The organism is Peptoniphilus harei (assembly GCF_900454685.1).
Lineage (GTDB): Bacteria > Bacillota > Clostridia > Tissierellales > Peptoniphilaceae > Peptoniphilus_A > Peptoniphilus_A harei.
Window position 1 is genome coordinate 1245214 of sequence record NZ_UATM01000032.1, and the last position, 25279, is coordinate 1270492.

At 30.8% G+C, this 25279-nt stretch carries 22 protein-coding genes; 19 read left to right on the top strand and 3 right to left on the bottom strand.

Annotation, left to right across the window (positions count from 1 at the left end):
* From aroF to ppsA, 11 genes are all read left to right on the top strand, one after another.
* On the top strand, window positions 1–789 hold the full coding sequence (aroF, locus tag DRZ96_RS07395) for a 3-deoxy-7-phosphoheptulonate synthase (RefSeq protein WP_112890584.1): 789 nt from the start codon (window positions 1–3) through the stop codon (window positions 787–789).
* Window positions 773–1486 carry an aminotransferase class IV gene (locus DRZ96_RS07400; protein WP_112890171.1) on the top strand — a complete coding sequence of 238 codons (714 nt, stop codon included), beginning with the start codon at window positions 773–775 and terminating at the stop codon, window positions 1484–1486. Before aroF ends, DRZ96_RS07400 begins: the two co-directional genes overlap by 17 nt.
* Window positions 1487–1619: 133 nt before the next feature.
* Complete coding sequence (gene ybaK / locus DRZ96_RS07405; protein WP_070701087.1) at window positions 1620–2090, top strand: Cys-tRNA(Pro) deacylase; 471 nt, start codon at window positions 1620–1622, stop codon at window positions 2088–2090.
* A 2-nt stretch (window positions 2091–2092) separates the two neighbouring features.
* Window positions 2093–3757, top strand: coding sequence for a phospho-sugar mutase (locus DRZ96_RS07410; protein WP_112890172.1), 1665 nt, complete (start codon window positions 2093–2095; stop codon window positions 3755–3757).
* A 4-nt stretch (window positions 3758–3761) separates the two neighbouring features.
* Window positions 3762–4673 (top strand): 1-phosphofructokinase family hexose kinase, encoded by a 912-nt coding sequence (locus tag DRZ96_RS07415; protein WP_112890173.1) that lies wholly within the window; start codon window positions 3762–3764, stop codon window positions 4671–4673.
* 13 nt (window positions 4674–4686) lie between these two features.
* A complete protein-coding gene (locus tag DRZ96_RS07420; RefSeq protein WP_112890174.1) occupies window positions 4687–5238 on the top strand; it encodes an isochorismatase family protein in 552 nt (183 codons plus the stop codon).
* Between the two features lie 74 nt (window positions 5239–5312).
* Window positions 5313–6332 carry a metallophosphoesterase family protein gene (locus DRZ96_RS07425; protein WP_070701096.1) on the top strand — a complete coding sequence of 340 codons (1020 nt, stop codon included), beginning with the start codon at window positions 5313–5315 and terminating at the stop codon, window positions 6330–6332.
* Window positions 6322–8565, top strand: coding sequence for an ATP-binding protein (locus tag DRZ96_RS07430; protein WP_112890175.1), 2244 nt, complete (start codon window positions 6322–6324; stop codon window positions 8563–8565). Before DRZ96_RS07425 ends, DRZ96_RS07430 begins: the two co-directional genes overlap by 11 nt.
* A 7-nt stretch (window positions 8566–8572) precedes the next feature.
* Window positions 8573–9256, top strand: coding sequence for a metallophosphoesterase (locus DRZ96_RS07435; RefSeq protein ID WP_070701100.1), 684 nt, complete (start codon window positions 8573–8575; stop codon window positions 9254–9256).
* Window positions 9256–9633: a CYTH domain-containing protein gene (locus tag DRZ96_RS07440; RefSeq protein WP_236587179.1), complete on the top strand. Its 378-nt coding sequence runs from the start codon at window positions 9256–9258 to the stop codon at window positions 9631–9633. Before DRZ96_RS07435 ends, DRZ96_RS07440 begins: the two co-directional genes overlap by 1 nt.
* 209 nt (window positions 9634–9842) lie before the next feature.
* Window positions 9843–12185, top strand: a complete 2343-nt coding sequence (ppsA, locus tag DRZ96_RS07445) for a phosphoenolpyruvate synthase (RefSeq protein WP_112890176.1) — start codon at window positions 9843–9845, stop codon at window positions 12183–12185.
* A 68-nt stretch (window positions 12186–12253) separates the two neighbouring features.
* Here the strand turns inward: ppsA and DRZ96_RS07450 are convergent, their stop codons facing one another.
* The 3 genes from DRZ96_RS07450 to DRZ96_RS07460 are packed head-to-tail and all read right to left on the bottom strand — an operon-like array spanning window position 12254 to window position 13683.
* Complete coding sequence (locus tag DRZ96_RS07450) at window positions 12254–12565, bottom strand: CC/Se motif family (seleno)protein (protein WP_112890177.1); 312 nt, start codon at window positions 12563–12565, stop codon at window positions 12254–12256.
* Window positions 12558–12845, bottom strand: coding sequence for a cupin domain-containing protein (locus tag DRZ96_RS07455; RefSeq protein WP_112890178.1), 288 nt, complete (start codon window positions 12843–12845; stop codon window positions 12558–12560). The genes DRZ96_RS07450 and DRZ96_RS07455 overlap by 8 nt, the downstream gene beginning before the upstream one ends.
* A 25-nt stretch (window positions 12846–12870) precedes the next feature.
* Window positions 12871–13683, bottom strand: coding sequence for a precorrin-2 dehydrogenase/sirohydrochlorin ferrochelatase family protein (locus tag DRZ96_RS07460; protein ID WP_112890179.1), 813 nt, complete (start codon window positions 13681–13683; stop codon window positions 12871–12873).
* 211 nt (window positions 13684–13894) lie between these two features.
* Between DRZ96_RS07460 and DRZ96_RS07465 the strand changes: the two genes are divergently transcribed.
* From DRZ96_RS07465 to gatB, 8 genes are all read left to right on the top strand, one after another.
* The gene (locus DRZ96_RS07465) at window positions 13895–15937 is read left to right on the top strand and encodes an S-layer homology domain-containing protein (protein ID WP_112890180.1); all 2043 of its coding nucleotides are present in this window, start codon (window positions 13895–13897) and stop codon (window positions 15935–15937) included.
* Window positions 15938–16045: 108 nt separating this feature from the next.
* A complete protein-coding gene (locus tag DRZ96_RS07470) occupies window positions 16046–17128 on the top strand; it encodes an S-layer homology domain-containing protein (protein ID WP_112890181.1) in 1083 nt (360 codons plus the stop codon).
* 46 nt (window positions 17129–17174) lie between these two features.
* Complete coding sequence (locus DRZ96_RS07475; protein WP_112890182.1) at window positions 17175–17855, top strand: tRNA threonylcarbamoyladenosine dehydratase; 681 nt, start codon at window positions 17175–17177, stop codon at window positions 17853–17855.
* A gap of 46 nt (window positions 17856–17901) precedes the next feature.
* Window positions 17902–20106: an ATP-dependent helicase gene (locus tag DRZ96_RS07480; RefSeq protein WP_112890183.1), complete on the top strand. Its 2205-nt coding sequence runs from the start codon at window positions 17902–17904 to the stop codon at window positions 20104–20106.
* 10 nt (window positions 20107–20116) lie between these two features.
* Window positions 20117–22114, top strand: coding sequence for an NAD-dependent DNA ligase LigA (ligA, locus tag DRZ96_RS07485; protein ID WP_112890184.1), 1998 nt, complete (start codon window positions 20117–20119; stop codon window positions 22112–22114).
* Complete coding sequence (gene gatC / locus DRZ96_RS07490; RefSeq protein ID WP_070701122.1) at window positions 22107–22388, top strand: Asp-tRNA(Asn)/Glu-tRNA(Gln) amidotransferase subunit GatC; 282 nt, start codon at window positions 22107–22109, stop codon at window positions 22386–22388. The genes ligA and gatC overlap by 8 nt, the downstream gene beginning before the upstream one ends.
* A 9-nt stretch (window positions 22389–22397) precedes the next feature.
* The gene (gatA, locus tag DRZ96_RS07495) at window positions 22398–23849 is read left to right on the top strand and encodes an Asp-tRNA(Asn)/Glu-tRNA(Gln) amidotransferase subunit GatA (RefSeq protein WP_112890185.1); all 1452 of its coding nucleotides are present in this window, start codon (window positions 22398–22400) and stop codon (window positions 23847–23849) included.
* Window positions 23846–25276 (top strand): Asp-tRNA(Asn)/Glu-tRNA(Gln) amidotransferase subunit GatB, encoded by a 1431-nt coding sequence (gatB, locus tag DRZ96_RS07500; RefSeq protein ID WP_112890186.1) that lies wholly within the window; start codon window positions 23846–23848, stop codon window positions 25274–25276. The genes gatA and gatB overlap by 4 nt, the downstream gene beginning before the upstream one ends.
* Window positions 25277–25279 lie beyond the last annotated feature (3 nt).

A 25279-nucleotide genomic window follows, 5' to 3' on the forward strand; every position in this document is an offset into this window, starting at 1 on the left:
ATGAGAGAAAATTTAAGTAAAGATAAAATTGTAAAAATTAAAGATATAAATTTAGGAGATGGCAAGCCAATTTTAATAGCTGGACCATGCTCCATTGAATCACGTGACCACATAATAGAAGAGGCTAAAGACTTAAGGAGAATTGGTGTTGACATAGTAAGGGGTGGAGCTTTTAAACCTAGAACATCACCCTTTGATTTTCAAGGAATGGGATTTGAAGCTGTAAAATTTTTAAATGAAGCATCAAAGGAAGCTGGTGTGCCTGTTGTCACAGAAGTTTTAAGTGAAGACCATGTTGAACTTATAAAAGATCATGTGGATGTACTTCAAATTGGGTCTAGAAATATGTACAACTATGCTCTTCTTAAGAAAGTTGGGAGGACAAATAAACCAGTAATTTTAAAGAGAGGATTTTCTGCTACTCTTAAAGAATGGGAAATGGCCGCAAAATATATTGAAGTTGAAGGCAATGAAAATATAATTTTCTGCGAAAGAGGAATAAGAACCTTTGAAACTGAAATGAGAAACACACTTGACCTTGCAGGGGCCTACATGATAAAAGAAAAAACTGGCTATCCTGTAATAGTTGATCCAAGTCACGGAACTGGTAAGAGAGAACTTATTGAACCAATGGTGAGGGCTATACTTGCTCTTGGTCTTGATGGTGTAATGGTTGAAGTTCATCCGAACCCTGATGAGGCAAAAAGTGATGCAGCGCAAACTATTGGTTATGACTCCTACGAGAGAATTGTAAAATATTTTGAGGAATTCAATGAAAATAGAATTTGATGACGGTTATTCCTTTGGAAAGGGAGCCTTTGAAACTATTAAGGTAGTGGATGGAAGGCCCCTTTTTCTAGAAAGACATTTAGAAAGGCTTAAAAAGTCCTTAGAATTTTTCGGCATCTCAAGAAAAATTGAAGAAGAAAAGATTTTAGAATATATAAAATCATCTGATGATAAAAATTTCGCCCTAAAGCTTATTGTATCTGACAAAAATTTTATACTAACAAGTAGAGCTGATAATTACAGGGGAGATAATAAGAGATTTAAACTTATTGTTGCTGAAGTTAGGAGAAACTCTTCTTCAAAAATGATTTATCACAAGAGCCTTTCTTATTATGAAAATATTATGGAACACAGATTGGCATCAGATAAGGGATATGACTCTGCTCTTTTTATAAATGAGAGGGGAGAAGTATGTGAAACTTCTTTTGCAAATATATTTTTTGTAAGAGATGGAGAAATATTTACACCAGTAATTTCTTCTGGCCTTCTACAGGGTACCATGAGAGATTTTATTATAGAAAATTATCAAGTTAAGGAAGAGATTATTTATTTAGATGATTTAAAAAATTTTGATGAGGCTTTTATTTCCAACTCCTTAATGGGAGTTAGAAATGTTTCGCTTATAAATGATATTATTTTTAACGAAGAAGATAAGACTAATTTAATTCAAGTTGATTTAAAAAAATATGGTTTTTAATATTTTTTAAGAAGCTGGCTAAGAGCCAGTTTTTTTATTGGCATAATTTATACACTTATAAAGCAAAAACATTCAAAAAGATGAAGAAAATATTATTTTGTTGTAAAATTAATGTAGATGAAAAGGTGATTAAATGAAAAAAACAAATGCAATGAGAATTCTTGAAAGTGAAAATATAGATTTTGAAATAATAGAATATTCTACTAAGGATGGAATAGGTGGAGTAGATGTTGCAGAAAAATTAGGAGAAGATAAGGATAGGGTTTTTAAGACTCTAGTAACAGAATCAAAAGAAGGAGAAAATTTCGTTTTTGTTGTTCCTGTATCATCAGAACTTGATTTAAAAAAAGCAGCAAAGGCTTCAGGATCAAAAAAAGTTGAGATGATACCTCAAAAGAAACTTCTTCCACTAACTGGTTACGTGCATGGTGGATGTTCACCTGTGGGAATGAAAAAAGAATTTAAAACTTTTATAGATTCATCAGCAGAAAACTTGGACTTCTTTTATGTAAGCGGTGGAAAAGTTGGTATGCAAATAAAATTAAATCCTAAGGAATTAGTAAACCTAATCGATGGAGAATTTGCTGATATAAAAAAGGAGTAAGTATGTATAGAGATATTTATGAAAAGTGGCTTGCAAGTAAAAGCGTTAGCCCAAAATTAAAAAATCAATTATTAAAAATACAAGCAAATGAAGAAGAAATTGAAGATAGTTTTTACAAAGATCTAGAGTTTGGTACAGCTGGTCTTCGTGGAATTCTTGGACCTGGAACAAACAGGATGAATTATTTAACGGTTGGTAAGACTGCTCTTGCCCTTGCTGAATTAATAGACAGCCTTGGAGAAGATGTAAAAAATAGGGGAGTAGTTATTGGACGTGACATAAGACACCAGTCTTATGAATTTTCTATTTTAACAGCAAAAATTTTGGCAGAAAAAGGAATCAAAGTTTACTTATTTCCAGGAATTACACCAACACCACTTCTAGCATATTCAATAAGATATTTAAAGACAATCTCTGGAATAATGATTACCGCTTCCCACAATCCAAAGAACTACAATGGATTTAAACTTTACTGGGAAAAGGGATCACAAATTCTAAATGATATTGCTGAAGAGATTGAGGCAAGATCAAAAGAAATAGATATCTTAGATTATGACTTTAATTCACTTAAACAGTTAGGAGACTATAAAGAAATTAAATTTTTAGGAGAAAATATAACAAATTCCTTCTATAAGGATACTTTAAGTCTTTCTTTAACAGATGATATTGATAAGGACATTAAAATTGTTTACACCCCTTTAAGTGGTTGTGGGAATAAATTTGTAAGAAAGGTTTTATCAAGAAGAGGATTTAAAAATGTTTATGTAGTTCCTGAACAAGAAAATCCTGATGGAGATTTTACAAATGTATCTAATCCAAATCCTGAAGATATTAGGGCCTTTGATAAGGCAACTGACCTAGCAAAGAAAGAAGGTGCAGATATAATTATTGCAACTGACCCAGACTCTGATAGGGTAGCTGTTCTTGAAATGGGAGAAGAAATTTTAAGAATTACTGGAAATCAAATGGGATTTATCCTAGGTAACTTCTTACTTGAAATGGATGCGCATAAAAATTCAGAAAATCCTTCTTTTGTCAAAACAGTTGTAAGTGCTGATTTAATCAAAAAAATTGGAAAAAACTACGAAGTTGAAGTTTTTGAAACTCTAACAGGTTTTAAAAATATTTGTAACTTACCAAACATTTGGGATGAAAGCCATGAACATGACTTTATCTATGGTTACGAAGAATCAATTGGATATGTAATTGGGAACCATATTAGAGATAAAGATGCAGTTGGAACTTCAATGATAATTGCTGAAATGGCAGGATACCTAAAGAAAAGAAATCTTAAAATAAAAGATTATATCGAAGAGATCTATAAAAAATATGGATATTTTGAAGAGTATCTTGATTCAGTTTACTTTGAAGGTAAAGATGGAAGCAGTACAATGAAAAAAATCATGGATAGTTTTAGGGATATTGAGTCCTTTGAAAAAATAGGTGATTTAAAGAAAAAAGAAGACTTTATTGATGATAAAGAAAATCCACAAGATCTTTTGAAATTTTATTTCGGTGATGAAACTTGGTTTGCCTTAAGACCTTCTGGCACTGAACCAAAATTAAAAATCTATGCTTACGCAGTGTCTGATAATGAGAAAGACGCAAAAGATAAAATTAATATTATGAAAGAAGAGATAATGGATAAAATCCAAACAAGTAGGTGAAAAAATGATTCTTTATTGCGACTTTAACCCAAAAATTGTTAGAGAATTTAATTTAAAAGATGAAGCTGGGAATTTAATTGAAACTTCAAAAATTTATCCCAGCGGTCATGGGATTTACATGTCCCTTTTTGCAAAGAAACTTGGTATTGACTCAGAAGTATTTATGCTGAAGGGCAACAAAAGAGGTAGAGAAATTGCCATGTCCCTAAGTCAGCTAGGTATAGATGTTAACTTTACAGGTCTTAAAGACGAAAATGTTGAAGAAGTTTTGATAAAATCAAAAGATTCTAAGAAAGTTTATAGAACTGAAGATCCAAGAATAACCATGGAAGATAGGTCAGACATTTTAAATTCTTTTGAAAGATCTCTATATAATAAAAAAATAGTTGTAATTCCAAAGATAGATTTAAAGGGTTTAAATGATAATATTTATGAAAAACTTGTAAAAATTTGTTATCAAAACAAGGTAAAAGTTGCTGTCAACCCAAGAAATCATGATGAAATGGAAAAAATAAATCCTTATATTTTAATGTTTGATAAAAAAGACATAGAGAAGGATAAAAAAATTAATTATACTGGGGAAGTAATTGAATACAATAAAAAATTTATAGAGTCAGGAACTAAAATTGTCTTTGTAAATAGCAAAAGGGCAACAATTATTTCCACAGAAGAGAAAAATTATAGGGCCTATATAAATAAGGATAAGTTAGAAAATAAAATTTTAACTGAAAAATTTGATACTGGTCTATCACTGTCTGGACTTGCAATTGCAATTGACAGAGAATATGATTTTATAACTTCAATAAAACTTGCAATCTCTTGTGGAGTGTGGGAAAATTTTGTAGACAAGGATAAGATAGAGATGAGCGCTATTAAAAAAATTATGAATAGTGTGGAAGTAGAAGAAATTTCATAAGTCAGGAGGAATAATGAAAAATTTCAAATTAAATAGAGATGATGTTGTTTTTACATTTATAGATATTCAAGATAAACTCTTAAAGGCAATGTACAACAGAGATGAGATAGTAAAAAATTCAACAGTTTTGGCAAAAGTAGCAAGCACTATTGGAGCAGAAGCTATTTACACAGTTCAGTATCCTAAGGGACTTGGCTTTACTAATGAAGAGGTAAAAGCTCCTCTTAAAGATAAAAAAGAATTTGATAAATTAACTTTTAACTCCTATGGTGACGAAGAAATAAAAAAAGAATTTGATAGACTTGGCAAGAAACAAGTTGTTCTATGTGGTATGGAAACTCATATATGTGTATTCCAAACTGTTAGAGCCCTACTAGAAGCAGGTTACGAAGTTTTTGTGGCAGAAGATGCAATGGGATCAAGGACTGAAAAAAATTCTAAAAACGGAATGGAACTTCTTCGCGAAATGGGAGCAGTGATTTCAAATACAGAAACAATTTTATTTGACCTTGCAGGTATTGCAGGCACAGATGAATTTAAAAGTTTACAAAAATTAATAATTTAATAAACTTAGAGACTAGAGCTTCCAGGTGGAGGCTCTTTTTTTATAATCTGTGATATAATTATTTTGGTGATAAAATGAAAATAATTCACACTGGTGATTTACATTTAAAAAAACTTTATAAGGGAAAGCTACCTCTCGAGGTTTCAAATAAACTTCTTGAGGATGCTTGGCGTGCCCTCTTTGAAGTTTTTGAATTTTCAAATGAAGTTGAAGCAGATATTATTTTAATAGCTGGCGATTTATTCGAGAAAGAATATTTTAACCTAAGAGATTTAAATAGATTTTTAGATTTAGTAAGAAATGTTAAGGCTAAAATATTTATTGCCTTTGGCAACCATGATTATCTCTCAGAAGACAACTTATTTTTAAAAGTAGACCTACCAGAGAATTTGTATATATTTAAAAACAATCTTGATTATTTTGAATTAAGTGAATTAAAAACTAGGATTTATGGAATTTCCTATGATTCTTATGCTTTTAATAGAAATTTTGGAGATTTAGATTTAGACGAAGAATTTATAAATATTGGTCTCTTTCATTCAGACTTAAAAGATGAAAGATATTTACCACTTAGTAAAGATTTTTTACAAAAATTTAACTATGTCGCTCTCGGACATATCCACAAGAGGGCAAAGGTGTATGATAACACTTACTACTCTGGATCTTTAATTCCCCTTTCTTTTAAAGATGAAGGCAAGAGGGGGATAATTTACCTGGATGATGAGAAAAAATCATTTGAATTTAAAAATTTTTCCAAGAGAGAGTTTATAAATCTTGAAATAAATTTGAATAAGGAAATGACCTTTAGTGATATTTTAGGGTCTATCCAAGAGAATATCTACCAAGATAATCTTTATAGGATTAGACTAAGGGGAGAGACAAAACATCCTGAAGATTTAGAAAACTTTCTGCGAGAAAATTTAAATGCTTTTTATTTTGAAATATTAAATGAACTATACGATATAGAAGAAGACTTTGAGATTGAAGATAAATATATCTTGGAATTCTTAAATAGCTTCGGTTCTAGTAAGACTCAAATGGATGCGAAGGAACTTTCTAAAAAATATATTTTGGAGCAATATTATGATATTTAAAGAATTAGGACTTTTAAATTTCGGAAAATTTGAAGATAAAAAGATTGAGCTTCAAGATGGAATAAACTTAATTTATGGAGTAAATGAGGGTGGAAAGTCCACTATAACAAATTTTATAGATGGAATTTTTTATGGTTTTAGTCGTGACTCCTTAGCTAGAAAGGTTCGTGACGAACTTTTTGAAAAATCAAGGCCTTGGTCTTCTAATTTATATAGGGGTTATATTATTTTAAATGATGGTGAAGAAGACTATAGAATAAGCAGAGACTTTGACAAGGATGAAGTTTCAATCTTAAATCTAAATACAGGTGAGGACCTTTCAAATGATGAAAGAAATTTTTTATATTCAAGGATTCCTCAACCAGGTGTAATATTTTTTGAATTAAATAGAAAAATTTATAAATCAAGTTTTTACCTTGGACAAAGGCTCAGTCAATTGGAAGATGATGCTAGTGATGAACTAAAAACTAGGATTAATAATTTTTCTATTTCTGAAGATGAAAACCTTGATTTAACTAAAGTAATAGAAAAAATGGAGGAAGATCTTTACAATTTAGGGACAAAAAGAAGAAAATCATCGGAAATCGGAAGATTCTACGATGAATTGGAAAAAATTTCAAAAGATAAGGCAAACTTTATAAGTTTTAAGGAGACTTATAAAAATTCTATTGAAGACTATAAGCTTTCTAAGGACAAATTAAAAAATCTTGAATATAAATTAAAGGGTAGAAAGCTTTTTGAACTTGAGACCTTAAAGGCGAAGTTAAAAGAATGCCAAACTAATGAATCAAATGGAGAAAATGATTATAAATTATCTGAACTTGAAAGAGCAATTGAGATAAATAAAGAACTTGGAATCTACTCTAGTAGACTTGATGATCTCTTATCCACTGAGCAAAAAAACTTTGAAGTGGACCTAGATTTAGAAGAAGACTATAAGAGGTATAAGGAAATAAATAGAGAGATACAAGTCTTAAATGAAAATAATTATTCTAAAGAAATGGAAATTATATCATGGGACATAAAAAATCTTGAAAGAGAAATCTTTAAATATATTTTAAAATTTATGTCCTCTATGATAATTGGTGGAGCTGTAATATTTATTTCACTTTATTTCAAAAAATATTTAATTTCAATTGGATCTATTTTATTTTTTACTTATTCTTACTTTAGGATAGTAAAATTTAGGGAAAACAAAGACTTATTAAATAGACTAAAAAACAAATATCAAGATTATAGGATTAAGTCCCAAGAAAAAACTCTTATAAAAAAGGAATTTGATAAAGAAATCTCAGAAATTTTAAACAAGTATGGTGCAAGAGATAAAAAAGAATTAAGTGAACTTTTTGATTCAAAGCTCCAAGAGAATTTTAAGAATATTTCAAGAAATGAATATACTAGGGAATTGATGGAAAAAAATTCTTTAGAAATTGAGGATACAAAGAAAAAAATTCTTGAACACGAAGAAAACCTAGAAAATATTTTTAATAAATATGGAGTTCAAAATATTAAAGGTTTGAAAACTCTATTTCATTATAAAAAAGATGACAATAGGATTAGTGAATATAAGTATAGGATTGAGAAGCTGGAAAAAGAAAATTTAAGTGGAGATCTGTACAAAGAAGAAAATATTGAAGAAATCCAAGAAAAAATAGACAAGGAAAAAAACAATATTTTAAACTTAGAAGGTAGCTTAAAAACTCTTGATGAATCTCTAGAAAAGTTAAGAGTTTTAGATGAAAGATCTTGTGAGATCACTGAAAAGCTAGAAAAATTAGAATATAAAAAAGAATTACTTGAATTATCTATTGAAAAAATGGAGGACTTTGTTAAGTCTAAGCGAAAGAATACTTTTCCTCTTTTGAAAAAAGAAATTTCACAATACCTAAGTTGCATGACTCATGGAAAATATGAAGAAATTTTAATTGATGACACTTTTGGCATAAGGGTTTATGATAAGGATATAGAGGATTTCGTTGATTTGGATTCTTTAAGTCTGGGGACAATTGATCAGATTTATCTGGCCTTTCGTCTTTCTATATCAAAAATAATAAGTGACAAAGAAATTCCACTAGTACTTGATAGTCATTTTGATGCCTATGATGATAAGAGGTTAAAGGAATCTCTTAAAATGTTGGAAAGTCAGCAACAAGTTCTGATTTTTACAAGTACAAATAGGGAAAAAGAAATTTTAGATAAAAATAATATGGCATATAATTTAATAAAAATTTGAGGTGTATATGATATTCGCAATTGGAGATCTTCACTTCGACTACACAAAAGAAAAACCCATGAATATTTTTGGAGATAATTGGGAAAATCATGAAGAAAAAATAATTGAAAATTGGAAGAAGATGGTCAAAGATGATGACTTAGTCTTATTGCCAGGTGATATTTCTTGGGCACTTAAACTCGATACTGCAAGTTTAGACCTTAAAAGAATTGATGAGCTTCCTGGTATCAAGATAATTTCCAAAGGGAACCACGACTATTGGTGGTCTTCTTTAAACAAGATGAATAATCTTGGTTATAAGACTATCCATTTCATCCACAACAACTCTTTTGAATACAAGAATTATTCTATTTGTGGAACAAGAGGATGGGCTGCTAGAGATTCTTTTGAGTTTTCAGAAAATGATGAAAAAATTTATCTTAGAGAAGTCCAGAGATTAAAAAACTCTTTGGATTCCTGCGTAAATAAAAAAATAATTGCCATGATTCATTATCCTCCTTTTAATCAAGATTTAAGTCTCAATGAATTCTCACAGATGCTAGCTGATTATAAGGTGGAAAAATGTGTTTATGGTCACCTTCATGGAAAGGGTCACAAGTTCTCCTACGAAGGAGAAATGGAAGGCGTTGACTATAATTTTGTTGCAAGTGATTATTTAGATTTTAATTTAAAAATAATTGAGGAGGACTAATGGAAAGAGAGATTGAAGTAAAGCTTCTTGATATTAATGTAGAAGAATTTGAAGAAAAGATTAAAAAAGTAGGTGGTAAATTTGTAAAAGAAGAGGACCAAACTAATATTACAATTAATTCCACCGCTCATAAAATTTATAAAAAGAAGGGCTATCTGAGAATTAGAGTTGCTAAAACTTCAGATGGCGAGAAAAAATATTTTACCTTTAAGGAAAATATTTCTGACTTCAAAGTTAGGGATAATATAGAACACACAACAGAAATCACAAGTGTGGATGATTTAATAAATATTTTGAAGTGCCTGGGATATGACATTTATCACACAGGTTATAAAAATAGAAAAAATATTCCTATAAAAAATTTGTCATTGATATAGATACTTGGGATAAAGAAACTTATCCAAAGCCCTATGTTGAGATAGAAGCTCCTAGTATGGAGGATATTTATCACTTAGTAGATAAATTAGAAATACCTAGAGAAAATGTATCAACTATGTCCATTGATGAACTTAGAAAATCTTAAAAAAAATAGTGTGACATATATAATAAATGTGTTATAATATTTTTGAAATAACAAGGAGGAATTATGTCTAAGTATAATTATATTAAATGGTTTAATGAAATTGGTAAAGATGATGTAGGACTTGTTGGAGGAAAGGGAGCTAACCTTGGCGAATTAACTAGCTTTGGTCTACCAGTGCCTCCAGGATTTTGTGTAACAGCAGAAGCATACACTAAGTTTATTAAATATGCAGAACTTGATGAAGTTGTTAAACTTTTAATGGAAGCTGTTGACGTTGAGAATGTTGACGATCTTACAAATGCATCAAAGGAAATCCAAAATAAAATTAAGGAAAAAGACTTTGATCCAGAACTTGAAGAAGAAATCTTAAGAGCTTACAGAGAATTTTCTGAAGACATTGGAGTAAAAAATCCAGAAGTTGCAGTTAGATCATCTGCTACTGCAGAAGACCTTCCAGATGCATCCTTTGCAGGACAACAAGATACTTACTTACACATTAGTGGTGAAGAAGAACTACTTAACCACATTAGAGATTGTTTTGCATCACTTTGGACTTCTAGAGCAATCTATTACAGAGAAAAACAAAATTATGATCACTTCGACGTAGCTCTTTCTGTTGTAATTCAAAAAATGGTTAACTCTGAAAAATCAGGAGTTATGTTTACAGCAAACCCTATTAATAACTCTAAAGATGAAATGATGATTAACGCATCTTACGGACTTGGTGAAGCTGTTGTATCTGGTATTGTTACTCCAGATGAATATATAATTGACAAAAAAACTAAAAAAGCTATTGAAAAAAGTATTTCTGAAAAAGAATACATGGTTATAAAAAATGAAAATGGTGTTGGAACTAGAACTGTAAATGTAAAAGATGTTCTAGGAGAAGATGCTATAAAGGCAGAAGCTCTTTCACCAGAAGAACTTGACACTCTTATTGAAAGAGGACTTAAGGTAGAAAAACTTTATGGTTCAGTGCAAGATACTGAATGGGGCTTTGATACAGACACAAAAGAATTTTACTTCTTACAATCAAGACCAATTACAACTCTTGCAGAAGAAAAAGAAGAAAAATTAGTAACTCTTTGTAAGGGTCTACCAGCTTCTCCAGGAATTGGAAGAGGTAAGGTAAAACTTATTAAAGATATTTCTGAAATTAACCTTGTTGAAGAGGGAGACGTTCTTGTAACTGCTATGACAAACCCTGACATGGTACCTGCTATGAGAAAGTGTGCTGGTGTTGTAACTGACGAAGGTGGAAGAACTTGTCACGCAGCTATAGTATCAAGAGAATTACAAATCCCATGTATAGTTGGAGCTAAAAATGCTACAAAATCTCTAAAGACTGGAGATACTGTTACAGTAGACGCAGTAAGAGGAATTGTTTATGAAGGCGAAGTTTTAAAAGAAAAAGAAGAAAAGAAAACTGAAACTCAATCTTCTGGAACTAGCCTTGGAAATATTGATGAACTTAGAAATATGTTTGCACCAACAACTGCTACTAAGATTTATATGAATCTTGGCGAACCAGAACTAATTGAAAAATATAAGAACTTACCAATGGATGGTATTGGTCTTATGAGAACAGAATTTATCTTCACTAATATGATTGGTGCTCACCCAATGTATCTTGTTAAAACTGGTCAAGGAGACCTTATGGTAGATAAACTCGCTGAAGGTATTTCAAAGGTTGCTCAAGCAATTTATCCAAAGAACCTTGTTGTTAGAACAAGTGACTTTAGAACAAATGAATTCAGAGGTCTAAAGGGTGGAGATGAAGTAGAACCAATTGAAGCTAACCCAATGATTGGTTGGAGAGGTGTTTCAAGATATATTTCTCCTGAATATGAAAAGGGCTTTAGACTAGAATGTCAAGCAATCAAAAAAGTTAGAGAAGAATATGGACTTACTAACGTAATAGTGATGCTTCCATTTGTTAGAACGCCAGAAGAACTTAAGGTTGTTAAGGGAATAATGGCTGAAGAAGGCCTAGTTCAATCTAAAAACTTTAAGATTTGGATTATGGCAGAAGTTCCAGCAGTTGTTCTTCAAGCAGAAGAATTTGCAGAACTAGTTGATGGATTCTCAATTGGATCTAACGACTTGACTCAACTTGTTATGGGAGCTGATAGGGACTCAGGAATCCTTAATAACATGGGATACTTTGACGAAAGAAACGATGCAGTTAAAATTGCCCTTAAGACAATAATCGATGCAGCAAACAAGAAGGGAATCACTTGTTCAATTTGTGGTCAAGGCCCAAGCCAATACCCAGAACTTGCAGAGTTCCTTGTTGAATGTGGAATTACATCTATGTCAGTTAACCCAGACACAGTTGATTACACAAGAAGACTTGTTGCAAGTGTTGAACAAAAAATAATTCTTAAAAAACTTAGACAAATGTAAATAAAATATTTCTTATAAAAGAAAACCTCATGATTTAATTTCATGAGGTTTTTTTGCATTAATGCTTATTAAATTAGTCTTTTATAGTCCAAAAAATTTGCTACAAGATCCTTAGTAAAGGGAAACTTAACAATATCTATATTACAAATATCATCAACGAAAATAAGCTCTTTATCAATAAATACTTCAATATTATTTTCTTTTAAAATAGAATAATTTATATTGCGTCTCTTAGAAGGACCTATATATACATCAGAAGAGGGTAGTCCACTGCCACAACAAGATTTACTTGTAATTTTATCGATAGTAATTATTCTTTCTTTTTTTTCTTTAAGATAAGCCAAGGCTTCCTTTGATATATTAATTTTCAAATCACTCATTCTTTTTTATTAGAGTAACAAAAAATTCGCTATCCTTAATAGCTTCAATAGAAATAAAATTTTCACCATCGAACTTTAGAACTTTACCTGGTTCAAAATCTCTATCTTCTTCATCATTTAAAAGCACTTTTATTTCACCTTTAACAATAGTTACTAAAACAGTAAAACCAGGATGATTGTGATTTTCTATAATTTCTCCAGAAGCTAAAACTTTTTTTACAAGAGTAAATTCCTTTTCTTTAAAAACTTTACCAGGCATACTTCCAACATAACCAATCATATTATACTTCCTTTCTTAATAATTATTACTTATTGAACTTATCTAAATCATGAAAAGAATCTAAATTTAATTTAGTCTTATTAAGATCCTTGTCTCTAGATATATTTTTTGCATCATCTAGATTTTTTTTAATGATTTGATCATCTTCCATAGTAGATTCTTTTTCTGTCGTGATTTTTTCACCATTTTCTATAGAATTAATAAGATTTTCAGAAGATTTTAAATCTTCAATCTTGTAATCAGGCATTTCTTCTAAGAAAGTTGAAAGATTAATTGTTTCACTTTCATAAAGTCTTCTAATTATTTCATCAATATTTTGTGAATTTTTACGAACTAATTCTGATCTAATTTCATTCAGAATATTAATTTTTTCTAAACTATATTTTTCAGTAAAACTTTCTAAATCTTCAAAAATTATATCAGTAACAGTCGGGTTAATCCTAGAACTATTTAAGGAGAAGGTCAACGGTCCCCTTTCAATAGATTTATTAATAGAGATTAAAGACTTAGAAAGAATATCAAATCTTTGATATATCATTTTTCTTGAGAGAGCTCTTTTTTCCAAGGCTTCATTTATTTCAAAGTCTTCAGTAGCTATTAAAACATAGTCGTAACCCATGAACATAAAGTCCTTATCAACTTGGTGTTCCTTTAATTTGATTTTTTCATTGGAATTTTCGGCAATATTTACAATATTTTTTATGAAAGAATCTCCAATCATATAAATTTCTGCTTCAGAATCAATAACAGATTTTAGAGCAGAGTAAGCGAGATAACCTCCTCCTAAAATTAGGATTTTTTTGTCAAGAGTATCAAGACTCACTGGCAAGTAACGCATGGTATCACTCCTTTAAAATTTTTTTACATTATTGTATGTATCACTTAAATTAATTATACCAAATAATGCTTTAAATTATTCATTGAATAGTCTATTTATAACTTTTGAATGATGATTTAATAAATTTTTAATAAAAAGAGAACTTTATAAAAGTTAAAATGTGTTATAATATTAAAAAGATGTAATTAAAGAAATAAATGGAGGTTTTATTATGAAATCCAATAATTTAAAAAGAGCAGCTGCTCTTGGACTTGCTGCTTTAATGCTAGCACCAAGTGCAACTTTTGCTAAAGAGTTCAAGGATGTAAAGAAGAAAAATAATAAATACTCTTGGGCTTACGATGCGATCGATATATTAAGTGATAAAAATGTAATTAGTGGACACCCTGATGGTGAATTTAAACCAGGAGAATCAGTTTCACTTGAAGAACTTTTACAACTTATAAAACAAGTGTTAAGACCAAGTGATGAAGAGATTAAAAATGCCACAACAAAATATTCTAAGATGGCTAAAGATAATGGAGTAAATAAATGGGCAGAAGAAGCTGTATGCCTTGCTCTTGACAGAGGTTATCTTGACGAAAACTCTTTAAAGAAAGCAAATGAAAGAGGTTTCTTTAAGATTAGCCAAAGAGAATACCCAAGCAGGGGAGATATTGCAATCTTCTTTGCAAGAGCTTTACAATTAAGTCCAAATGGAAACACAAATCTTTTAAAACATAACGACAAGGACAAATTAAGCGACACTCTTAAGGGTTACTTATCTTCTCTTGTAGAAGCAAAGATTTTTACTGCAACAGGTTCTGATGGAAACTTTGAAGGTGACAGACCAATTACTCGTGCTGAAACTGCGATAATAACAAAAGCATCTTTTGACTATGCAGAAAAAAATAAAATTGAAGCAAAAACAGAAAAGATGAAGGGTACAGTTGTGCTTTCATCTAAACTAAATAAAGTAAATGTAGTTATCATTGAAAACAAGGGCACTAAGTACTCCTTTGACCTCGATAACAACACAAAATACAAGCTAAAAGATAAAGATATCAAACTTGAAGACATAAAAGCTGGTCAAGAAGTTGAAATAGAGTATACTAAGGCAAAAACTGGTGAAAGAGAAGGTACAGCAAAAACTATTACAGTTACAAATGCAATGCTTGACATGGTTGGTTATGTAAATTCTAAGGGAAATAATCAAATAACACTTAGATATAGAGACAACTCAGATTCACTTAACTTTAGAACAACTTCAAAAATTTCAACATCTGATACAAAGACTTTTGATTTAGACAAAAATGTTAAAATCAAAGCTTATGGCAAAGATTTAAAACTTGAAGATATCGCTGTAGATGACTTAGTTGAATTTAAGACTAATGCCGATAATAAGATAACTGAAATCACAGTTTTCCCTAAGGAAGCTTATGTAAAAGGTCAAATAGTTTCTATGGAAAACACTAACAAGGATAAAGCATCAATTAAATTAAAATTAAGCGATGGAAAAACATATGAGTTCTATATTACAAATGAAACAAATAGATTAAATGATGTATCTTTAAACGATAATGTTACTTTCTATGTTAAGTATAAAGTTCTAATTGGAAAATCTGACAATCAAAATAATGGATTAGCAATGGGAAGAGTAAGAAATGTTTCGTTATATGAAACTACTTTTGATTATTATAGAAAATCATCTGACCCTTATATTGAATTGGAACTTAACAGTGGTGGATATAAAACTTATTCATTAGTAAAAGATCCAATAATTAGAGAAGGCGGTATTAGAGTCAACTCTGTAACAGAAGATTTCTTAAGAGGTAAGACTGTTAACTTAAAACTTAACGACAATGGAAAAGTTGAAGAAATTAACATTGTAAATAAAGATTTACAGTTTAATACAATGTTCCAAGTTCTAAGAGCTAATAAAACATCAAATCAATTTAACACTTATGCTGTTACTTTAAAAGTTATTCAATCAGATAACAATAGGATTAAACCAGGTGAAACAATTAACCTTTCATTGGAGGGTAATGTTCTTTTAAACGATGTATTTCTAGCTAATGGATATCTTGACGAAAGATCTAATATACAACAACTAAATATAGAGGAAGTTGTAGGAAACACAGGTTACTATGAGTTAGATCAAGTCAATAGTATACGAGAAAGAAGAAATTTCTATACATTCAAGCAATTAGAAAGAAACTCTTCTAGAAATACTGATAGTTCATCTAGAAATAGTGATGTTTTCACTTACAAGTAAATTTTGAATTAGAAGGAGCCTTTTGAGGCTTCTTTTTTTGTTGAATTTTATACTTAATTATTTTTTAAATTTCTTGCTTTATGCTATAATTTATGACGGAGTGATAATATGAAAAAGAAAATTATAGCTATAAATTTAGTCCTTTGTGTATTATTAGCACCAGGAAATATTTTCGCTAAATCTTTTACAGATGTAAAAAATAGTGGAAAGACGGAATGGGCATATAAATATGTTGAAGAACTATCTAACCAAAATATTATAAATGGATATGAAGATGGAAGCTTTAGGCCGAATAATCCTGTGAGTTTCTTAGAAACCATGCAAATTTTAAAAACTCTTCTAAATCCTAGTGAAGAAGACATGAATTTAGCAAGAGAAACTTATATGGAAACTGTAAATGCAAATGGTGTAATTGACTGGGCGAGAGATGCAATTTGTTTTAACTTATACCATGGCACTATTACAGAAAAAACTTTAACAAGTGCTCGTGAAAGAGGATTTTTAGAAAACAAAGTTTACCCTAACAGGAATACAATTGCTGTTTATTTTGCTAGGGCTTTAAACGTTGATAAGTCTTCTGATACAAGTAACTTAAAGTATAAGGACATGAAGAAAATTCATCCTCTTACACTTGAATATCTTCCAAGTCTTGTTAATTCTAATATTTTTACAAGTACAGGATCTGAAGGTAAATTTAATGGTAGTTTTGCCATTAGAAGAAGTGAAATTGCAGTATTAACTTCAAAATCTCTTGAATATGTTAACAATAATATGGATAAAATAACAAAAGAAAAAGATGTTAAGGCTGAAGATTTATTAGTCAATCATGAAGAAATCAACTTAGATAATAAGATTGATAAAGAGAACAATTCTTCTAACAATGACCTTTATGATAACAGTGAATCTATCCTAGTAAACCATGAATCTAATAATGAATCTAAAGATAGTGATCTTGATTTAGGAATGGCAGAAGCCAATACTCCTATTAATTTTAAAGGTCAAGTTATTGAAATCATAGACAGTAAAAATGTTAGCTTTATCAGAATAAAAATTACTGAATCTGATTCAGGAAGCTTTGGTCCTGGTCAAGTTGTAACTGTAAACACTTTTAGAAAACATAATATAAATGACATTGTCGAGGGTAGTGGAATTCTTGGCGAAAATAGTCTAACAAACATAAAATTAAAATAATATTAAAGGGCTGTTCATATGACGGCCCTTTCAAATTGGAGGAAAAGTGGAATTTTTAAGTAGAACTGAAAGAATGATTCCCAAAGAGGATCTTGATAAATTAAAAAATAAATCTATTTTAGTATTTGGGCTTGGCGGAGTTGGCGGAGCTTGTGTCGAATCTCTAGTAAGAGCTGGAATTGGAAAAGTTGGCCTTGTCGATGGAGATGAGTATGAAATTACAAATGTAAATAGACAGATTTTTGCAACAGTGAAGACTCTTGGCATGAGAAAGGTCGATGCATGTGAAGAAAGGCTTCTTGATATTAATCCAGACTTAAAGATAAAAAAATATGATTTATTTATTAACGATGAAAATATTAATGAAATAGATTTTGAAAATTATGACTATATAGTTGATGCCATTGACACTATTACTTCTAAACTCTTAATTATTAAGGAAGCTTACGACAAAAATATAAAAATAATTTCTGCTATGGGCGCGGGGAATAGACTTGACCCAACTAAGTTTCAAGTGATGAATATTGAAAAGACTCAAAATGATCCTGTTGCAAAAATTATGAGGAAGAAGCTAAAGGAAATGAGAATAAAAAAATTAAAAGTTGTTTGTTCTACTGAACTCCCAATTAAAACTGGTGACAGAACACCTGGATCAATCTCTTTTGTTCCTCCAGTTTGTGGAATGGTATTGGCCTCTCATGTCATTAGAGATATCCTAAAAAGTTGAAAACATGGGTAAAAAAACATATAATAATTAGCAGTAAGGAGAAGTCATGGATATAAATACACTAAATGATAAACAGAAAGAAGCTCTTTTAGCAACAGAAGGTCCTCTACTTATTTTAGCAGGAGCTGGAAGTGGCAAAACCAAAGTAGTTACTTCTAAAATTGCATATTTAATTGAAGAATTACAAGTTCCATCATGGAGGATTTTGGCTATTACCTTTACAAATAAGGCTGCCAATGAGATGAGAGAGAGAGTTGCAAATTTAATTGATGAAGACATCTCCTCAATGTGGATTGGAACTTTTCACTCAATTTGCGTTAGGATACTTAGAAAAAACATTGATAAGATAGGTTACAGCTCAAGCTTTACTATTTACGACAGGGACGACCAAATTACTGTTGTAAAAGAAGCTGTTGCTGAACTTGGACTTGATAGGGATATTTATAAACCGAGGTCTCTTGTAAATGATATTTCTAATATAAAGAGTGAAGGCCTTAGTCCTAAAGATTATATGGATTTAAATAAAAGTAACTTTTTTAAAGAAAATCTTGGGAAAGTTTATGAGATTTATGAAAAAAAACTAATAAATAATAATGCTTTAGACTTTGATGACCTTTTAATAAAAACAGTTGATATCTTAAGAGATTATGAAGAAGTTAGAGAGTTTTATATAGATAAATTCCAGTATATATTTGTGGATGAGTATCAAGATACAAATAAAATTCAATATGAGTTTATAAAATTAGTTGCGGGAAAGGATCCAAACTTAACAGTTGTTGGGGATAACGACCAATCTATTTATAAGTGGCGTGGAGCTGATATAAATAATATTTTAAATTTCCACAAAGATTTTCCTGGTGCAAAAATTGTAAAACTAGAGCAAAATTATCGATCAACTCAAAAAATTCTTGAAGTAGCTAATAAGGTAATAGAAAACAACTCATCTAGGATTGATAAAAACCTTTGGACTTCAAGGAATGAAGGTAAAGATGTTGTATATAGAGAATTTCCTCATTCAAATGAAGAAGAATATGGTGTAATAAATAAGATAATTGGACTTCACTACAAGGGTGAAGAGTTTAAAGACATGGCTATTTTATATAGAACCAACGCTCAGTCAAGAGGATTTGAAGAGGCCCTAGTCAGAGAAAGGATACCTTATAAGATTGTCGGTGGCTTAAAATTCTACGATAGAATGGAAGTCAAGGATGTTTTAGCTTACCTAAGAATTTTAAATAACACTGATGACAATGTAAGCTTAGCTAGAATTATAAATAGGCCGAAGAGAGGGATAGGAGATACAACTCTATCTGATTTGTTAGACTATGCTGATAACAATGGTCTGTCCCTTTACAATGTGGTTACTAATATTGATAAGTTTGAAGATTTAAATATTAGATCAAGAAAAAATGTAAGGGAATTTGGCAATATCTTAAAGATTTTAAAGGATAGGGCAGATAAACTTTCAATAGGTAAGCTATTTGAAGAAGTTCTCTATGAAAGTGGTTATGTAGAAGATTTAAAAAATCAAAATACAATTGAAGCTAAGACTAGGCTCGAAAATATTGAAGAACTACATTCCAATATAATGGAATATGACAGGGAAGGCGTTGAACTTGCCGAATACTTAAATACCCTATCTCTACTTTCAGATGTTGATAAAACATCTGAAGATAGTGGAGTAAATCTTATGACTATGCATGCAGCTAAAGGGCTTGAATTTTCTACGGTATTCTTAGTCGGCCTAGAGGAAGGTCTTTTCCCAAGTAGCAGGTCTATGGAAAGTGAAGAGGAAGTTGAGGAAGAAAGAAGACTTTGTTATGTAGGAGTTACAAGAGCTTGCAACAATCTATTTATCTCATCTTCTCGAACTAGGTCTATGTATGGAAAGTTGACTCCAGCAAAAAGAAGTAGATTTATCGGTGAAATGGGCGACAAGATAGAAATTATTGAAGATAAGTCTAGAGAATTACTAGAAGTTCGTGATTATAATGAAGGAAATAAGTCTTCAGTTAATAGAAAAAATAAATTCTTTGGAATGGAAAAGAAAACTGAAACAAAGAAGGCTGTTCCTAAGTCCATGGATAAAAATATCAATGTTGGAGATAAGGTAAAGCACAAATTATTTGGCAAGGGCATGGTAGTGCAAAAGAAAGAAAAAAATGGAGACTACGAAGTTGTTATTTCCTTTGACAAAAAGGGTTTAAAGAGGCTTATGCTTTCAGTTGCTCCTATTAAATTAATAGATTAGTTGGTGACCAATGAATAATAAAATAAAAGAAATGGAAGATTTAATAAAAGAAATTGATAAATTAAACTACCATTACTATACTCTTGATGATCCACTTTTATCCGATGCTGAGTACGACAAACTATATGATAGGTTAGTTAATCTTGAAAATGAAAGTGGTACAGTCTTGTCATATTCTCCCACAACAAGAGTAGGAGGAGCTGTCCTAAGTAAGTTTGAAAAGCACACTCATCTTGGAAAACTTTATTCAATGGATAAGGCCCAGGGAGATGATGCCCTTCTTGCTTGGTATAGTAGGATAGAAAAATTTGTAAATAATTATAATGAAAACAATATTAATAAATTACCAGAACCAGAATTTATAGTTGAACTTAAATTTGATGGACTTACTATTAACTTAACTTATGAGAATCAAAACCTTATAATGGCTTCAACTAGGGGGAATGGAATAGTTGGAGAAGAGATTTTGGAGCAAGTTAAGACTATCTATTCAGTTCCTTTGAGGATTTCTTATCCAGGTAAAATTGAAGTTCAAGGAGAGGGATTAATGCCCCTATCTGAACTTGAAAAGTATAACCAAGAAAATGAAGAAAAATTAAAAAACGCAAGAAATGCAGCTGCTGGAGCATTGAGAAATCTTGACCCTAAAGTTACTAAGAAAAGAAACTTAACAGCTTATTTTTATAATGTTGGTTATATTGAAGAAGATATCTTTAAATCAGATGATGAGATGAAAAAATTCTTAAAAGAAAACAATTTTAATGTCTCAAAATACAATTATAAACTCAAGAAATTTTCTGAAATAATAAAAAAGATTCAGGAAATAGGTGAAAATAGGAATAAATTAGATATCTTAATCGATGGTGTAACGATAAAAGTTAATGATATAGAAACTAGAAGAGCTTTAGGGTATACAAATAAGTTTCCTCGTTGGGCAATTGCATATAAGTTTGAGGCAGAGGAAATATCGACAACTCTACTTGATGTAGTCTGGAATGTTGGACGTACTGCAAAGGTAACACCTTCTGCTATACTTGAGCCAGTAGGTATTGGTGGCGTCACAGTACAAAGGGCTACTCTAAATAATTATGACGATATACTTAGGAAAAAAGTTAGGATTGGTTCAAGAGTTTTAATTAGAAGGTCTAACGATGTTATTCCAGAAATTCTTGGTACCCTTCCAAGTGATAATGAAACTCATGAAATAGAAAAACCTAAAACTTGTCCATATTGCGGTTCACACTTATATCAAGATGGTGTCCATATATTTTGTCCTAATACACTATCATGTGTTCCCCAACTGGTATCAAGGTTCACTCATTTTGCATCTAGAGATGCAATGGATATAGAAGGCTTTAGTGAAAAGACAATAGAAAAGTTAATGGGAACTGTAGGTTTAAAAGAGATTCCCGATGTTTACAAGCTAAGATATGAAGATATAATTAAAATAGAAGGTTTTAAAGAAAAGAGGACAAATAATCTTTTAACTGCAATTGAAAATTCAAAGAATCCTCAATTGTCAAACTTCATTTATGCTCTTGGTATACCTAATGTTGGGATAAAAACTGCCAGAGACTTAGCTGATTACTTTAAGTCCTTTGACAAATTAAGAAATTCTAAGGAAGATGAGCTTATTTCTATTGGAGATATTGGAAGTATAACGGCTAAAGAAATAGTGGAGTTTTTCCACGATGAAAGAATTGTTAACTCAGTTAATGAATTATTTGATTTGGGGATTAATCCACTTTATGAAGATGATAGTAGTGGGCCTAAGCCCCTTGATAAAAAAACTTTCGTCTTAACAGGTACTCTTGAAATTCCGAGAAAAGACCTTGAAGAAAAACTAATATCCCTTGGAGCTAAAGTGACAGGTTCTGTAAGTAAAAATACTGACTACCTTGTAGTTGGAGAAAATCCAGGCTCTAAGTATGATAAGGCGAGAGATTTAAAAATAGAAATTTTAAGTTTAGAAGAACTTGATAATTTAGTAGGAGGTTTAAATGAATAAGGAAGACATAAGGCATATAGCAAATATTGCTCAAATCGATTTTTCTGACGAAGAACTAGAAAAATTTGCACCAAATTTTGATGAAATTATTGAACTAGTAAATAAGATAAAAGAAGTTGATACTGAGGGTGTTGAAGAAGTATTCCAAGTCAATGGAACAGAAAACAATATTCGTGAAGATAAAACTGGAGAGTCTCTTTCTCAAGAAGAGGCACTAGAAAATGCCGCTACTAAAAAATACGGTTATTTTAAACTAATAAAGTTTGTAGAATAGGAGGGACTCATGACTTTTAGTAAGTTAAAGGCCTGGGAGATAGCCCAAGGATATAGAAATAGGGATTTTTCCTGTGAAGAAGTTACAAAAGAATTTTTAGAGAGCATTAAGGAAAAAAATAAAGAAATAAATGCCTACATCACAGTGACAGAAGAAGAGGCTCTAAAGAAGGCAAGAGAAGTAGATGAAAAATTCCACAACAGAGAAGAAATGTCTCAACTTGCAGGTGTTCCAATTTCAATTAAGGACAATATTTCTGTAAAAAATATAAAAATGACTTGTGGATCAAGGATGCTTGAAAATTATATCGCTCCTTATGATGCAACATTAGTTAAAAAAATTAAAGATAATGATGGTGTAATTCTAGGTAAGGTTAACTTAGATGAATTTGCCATGGGAGCATCAACAAGAACTTCCTATTTTGGAGTGACAAAAAACCCACTTGATACTACAAGAGTATCTGGTGGTTCTTCAGGTGGTTCAGCTGCATCTGTAAGTGCAAATATGGCTGCTATTTCTATTGGATCAGATACAGGAGGTTCAGTTAGACAACCGTCTAGTTTCTGTAAGACAGTGGGAATGAAACCTACTTACGGTTCTATTTCTAGGTTTGGTATGTCATCAATGGCAAACACTTTTGATCAACCAGGTGTAATTGCAAATGATGTTAGAGACCTTGCAATGATGTTTAACTTAATAGAAGGTAAAGACGAAAGAGATGCAACTTCTGTTGGAAACCCTGGCTTAAATTTTGAATTTGATTTTTCTGATGATGCAATTAAAAACTTAGAGGGCAAAAAATTTGCTATTCCAAAGATTTGTTTAGATATGGATTTAAATGAAAGAGTTGGAAGTGAATTTGAAAAGGCAATAAAAATTTTAAGAGACAATGGTGCTGAAGTTGATGAATATGATATCGACTCGTTAAACCATACAATTGAAACTTATAACATCTTAGTTAATGGTGAAATTGCGTCAAATATGGCCCGCTTTGATTCCATAAGATATGGACATAGAACAGATAAGAATTTTGAAAATATAGAAGAAATGTACCGTGCTTCAAGAAGTGAAGGTTTCGGTGATGAAGTTAAGAGAAGAATTATGATTGGTACACATATTTTATCAATGGATAATGCAGATGAGTATTATTATAAGGCTCTAAAAGTAAGAGGATTAATTAAAAGAGATATGGACAGAATGTTTAAGGATTATGACTTTATGGTATGTCCAACTTTCCCAACACTGCCTTTTAAAATTGATGACAATATGAGTCCAGTTGAAGCTTATCAAGCAGATTTATTCACTATACCAGCTAACATGGTAGGTTCTCCTTCAATTTCACTACCAATGCCAGCAGGCCTAGATGGACTTTCTGTAGGAATAGAATTTACAGGTAAAAGATTTAAGGATAAGGACCTTATTCAAGCATCATTAGCATTTGAAAGGAGTTTAAACAAATGAGATATAAAACAATTGTAGGATTGGAAATTCACGTTGAACTTTCCACTGAGACAAAAGCTTTTTGTTCATGTAAAAACTCCTTTGGGGATGAACCGAACACCAATGTGTGTCCAGTATGTTTGGCACTTCCTGGTGGAATGCCAGTTTTAAATAGAAATGTTGTTAACTATACTATTATGGCTGGAACTGCTTTTAATTGTACTATTAATAATAAATCTAAATTTGACAGGAAGAATTATTTTTATCCTGACTTAACAAAGGGTTTCCAAATCACACAAAATGATAAACCTATTTGTACTGATGGTTATCTTGAAATTGATACAGATGAAGGAAAGAAAAAAATTGGACTTTTCCAAATTCAAATGGAAGAAGATACAGCAAAAAGCCTTCATACAGAAGATAATGAAACACTTATGGACTACAATAGGTGTGGAGTACCTCTAATTGAAATAGTAAGTAAACCGGATATTTCTAGTGGTAAGGAAGCACGTGAGTTTCTTGAAAAATTAAAATCAACACTTAGGTTCTTAGATATTTCTGACTGTAAGATGGAAGAAGGATCACTAAGATGTGACGTTAACGTAAATGTAAAGGACATGGAAACAGGAGAAAAAACTGCTATTACAGAAGTTAAAAATCTTAACTCCTTTAGAGGTGTTGAAAAGGCCATTGATTTTGAAGTAGAAAGACACATTAAGCTTCTTGAAAATCATGAAGATGAAATCAAGACAACAAGAAGATGGGACGACGCGAAAAATGAAACTGTCCTAATGAGAGTTAAGTATACTGCCAATGATTATAGGTTTGCTCCAGAAGGAGACCTTCCGATAGTTCATATTACAGATGAAGAAATAAAAGAAGTAGTTGACAATATGCCAGAACTACCAGAGCAAATGGTTGAAAGGTTTGTTGAAGTTTATGGTATTACAGTTGAAGATGCACAAGTACTAACTTCTTCAAGAGAACTTGCCAAATTCTTTGAAGAACTCGCAAAAGATTTTAAAGACTATACTCTTCTATCAAATTGGATTCAAACTGAAATTTTAAGAAGAGTTGAAATCTCAGATAATGAAGAATTTAAACTACCATTTGAAAACAAAGAATTTATTGAGCTTCTAAATTCTATAAAAAGTGAAAAAATTAGTAATAATGCAGGTAAAAAAGTTTTAAGAGAAATGTTTGAAACTGGAGATGGAGCAAAGGAAATAATTGAAAGACTAGGTCTTGTACAAATGTCAGATTATTCTGCTATAGAAAAAATTGTAGATGAAGTCCTAGATGAAAATGAACAATCGATTATTGACTTTAAAGAAGGTAAGGATAGGGCTCTTGGATTCTTAGTTGGACAAGTTATGAAGAAATCAAGAGGAAAAGCTAATCCAAAAATTGCAAATGAAATGTTAGTTAAAAAGTTAAATGAAAGATAAAAA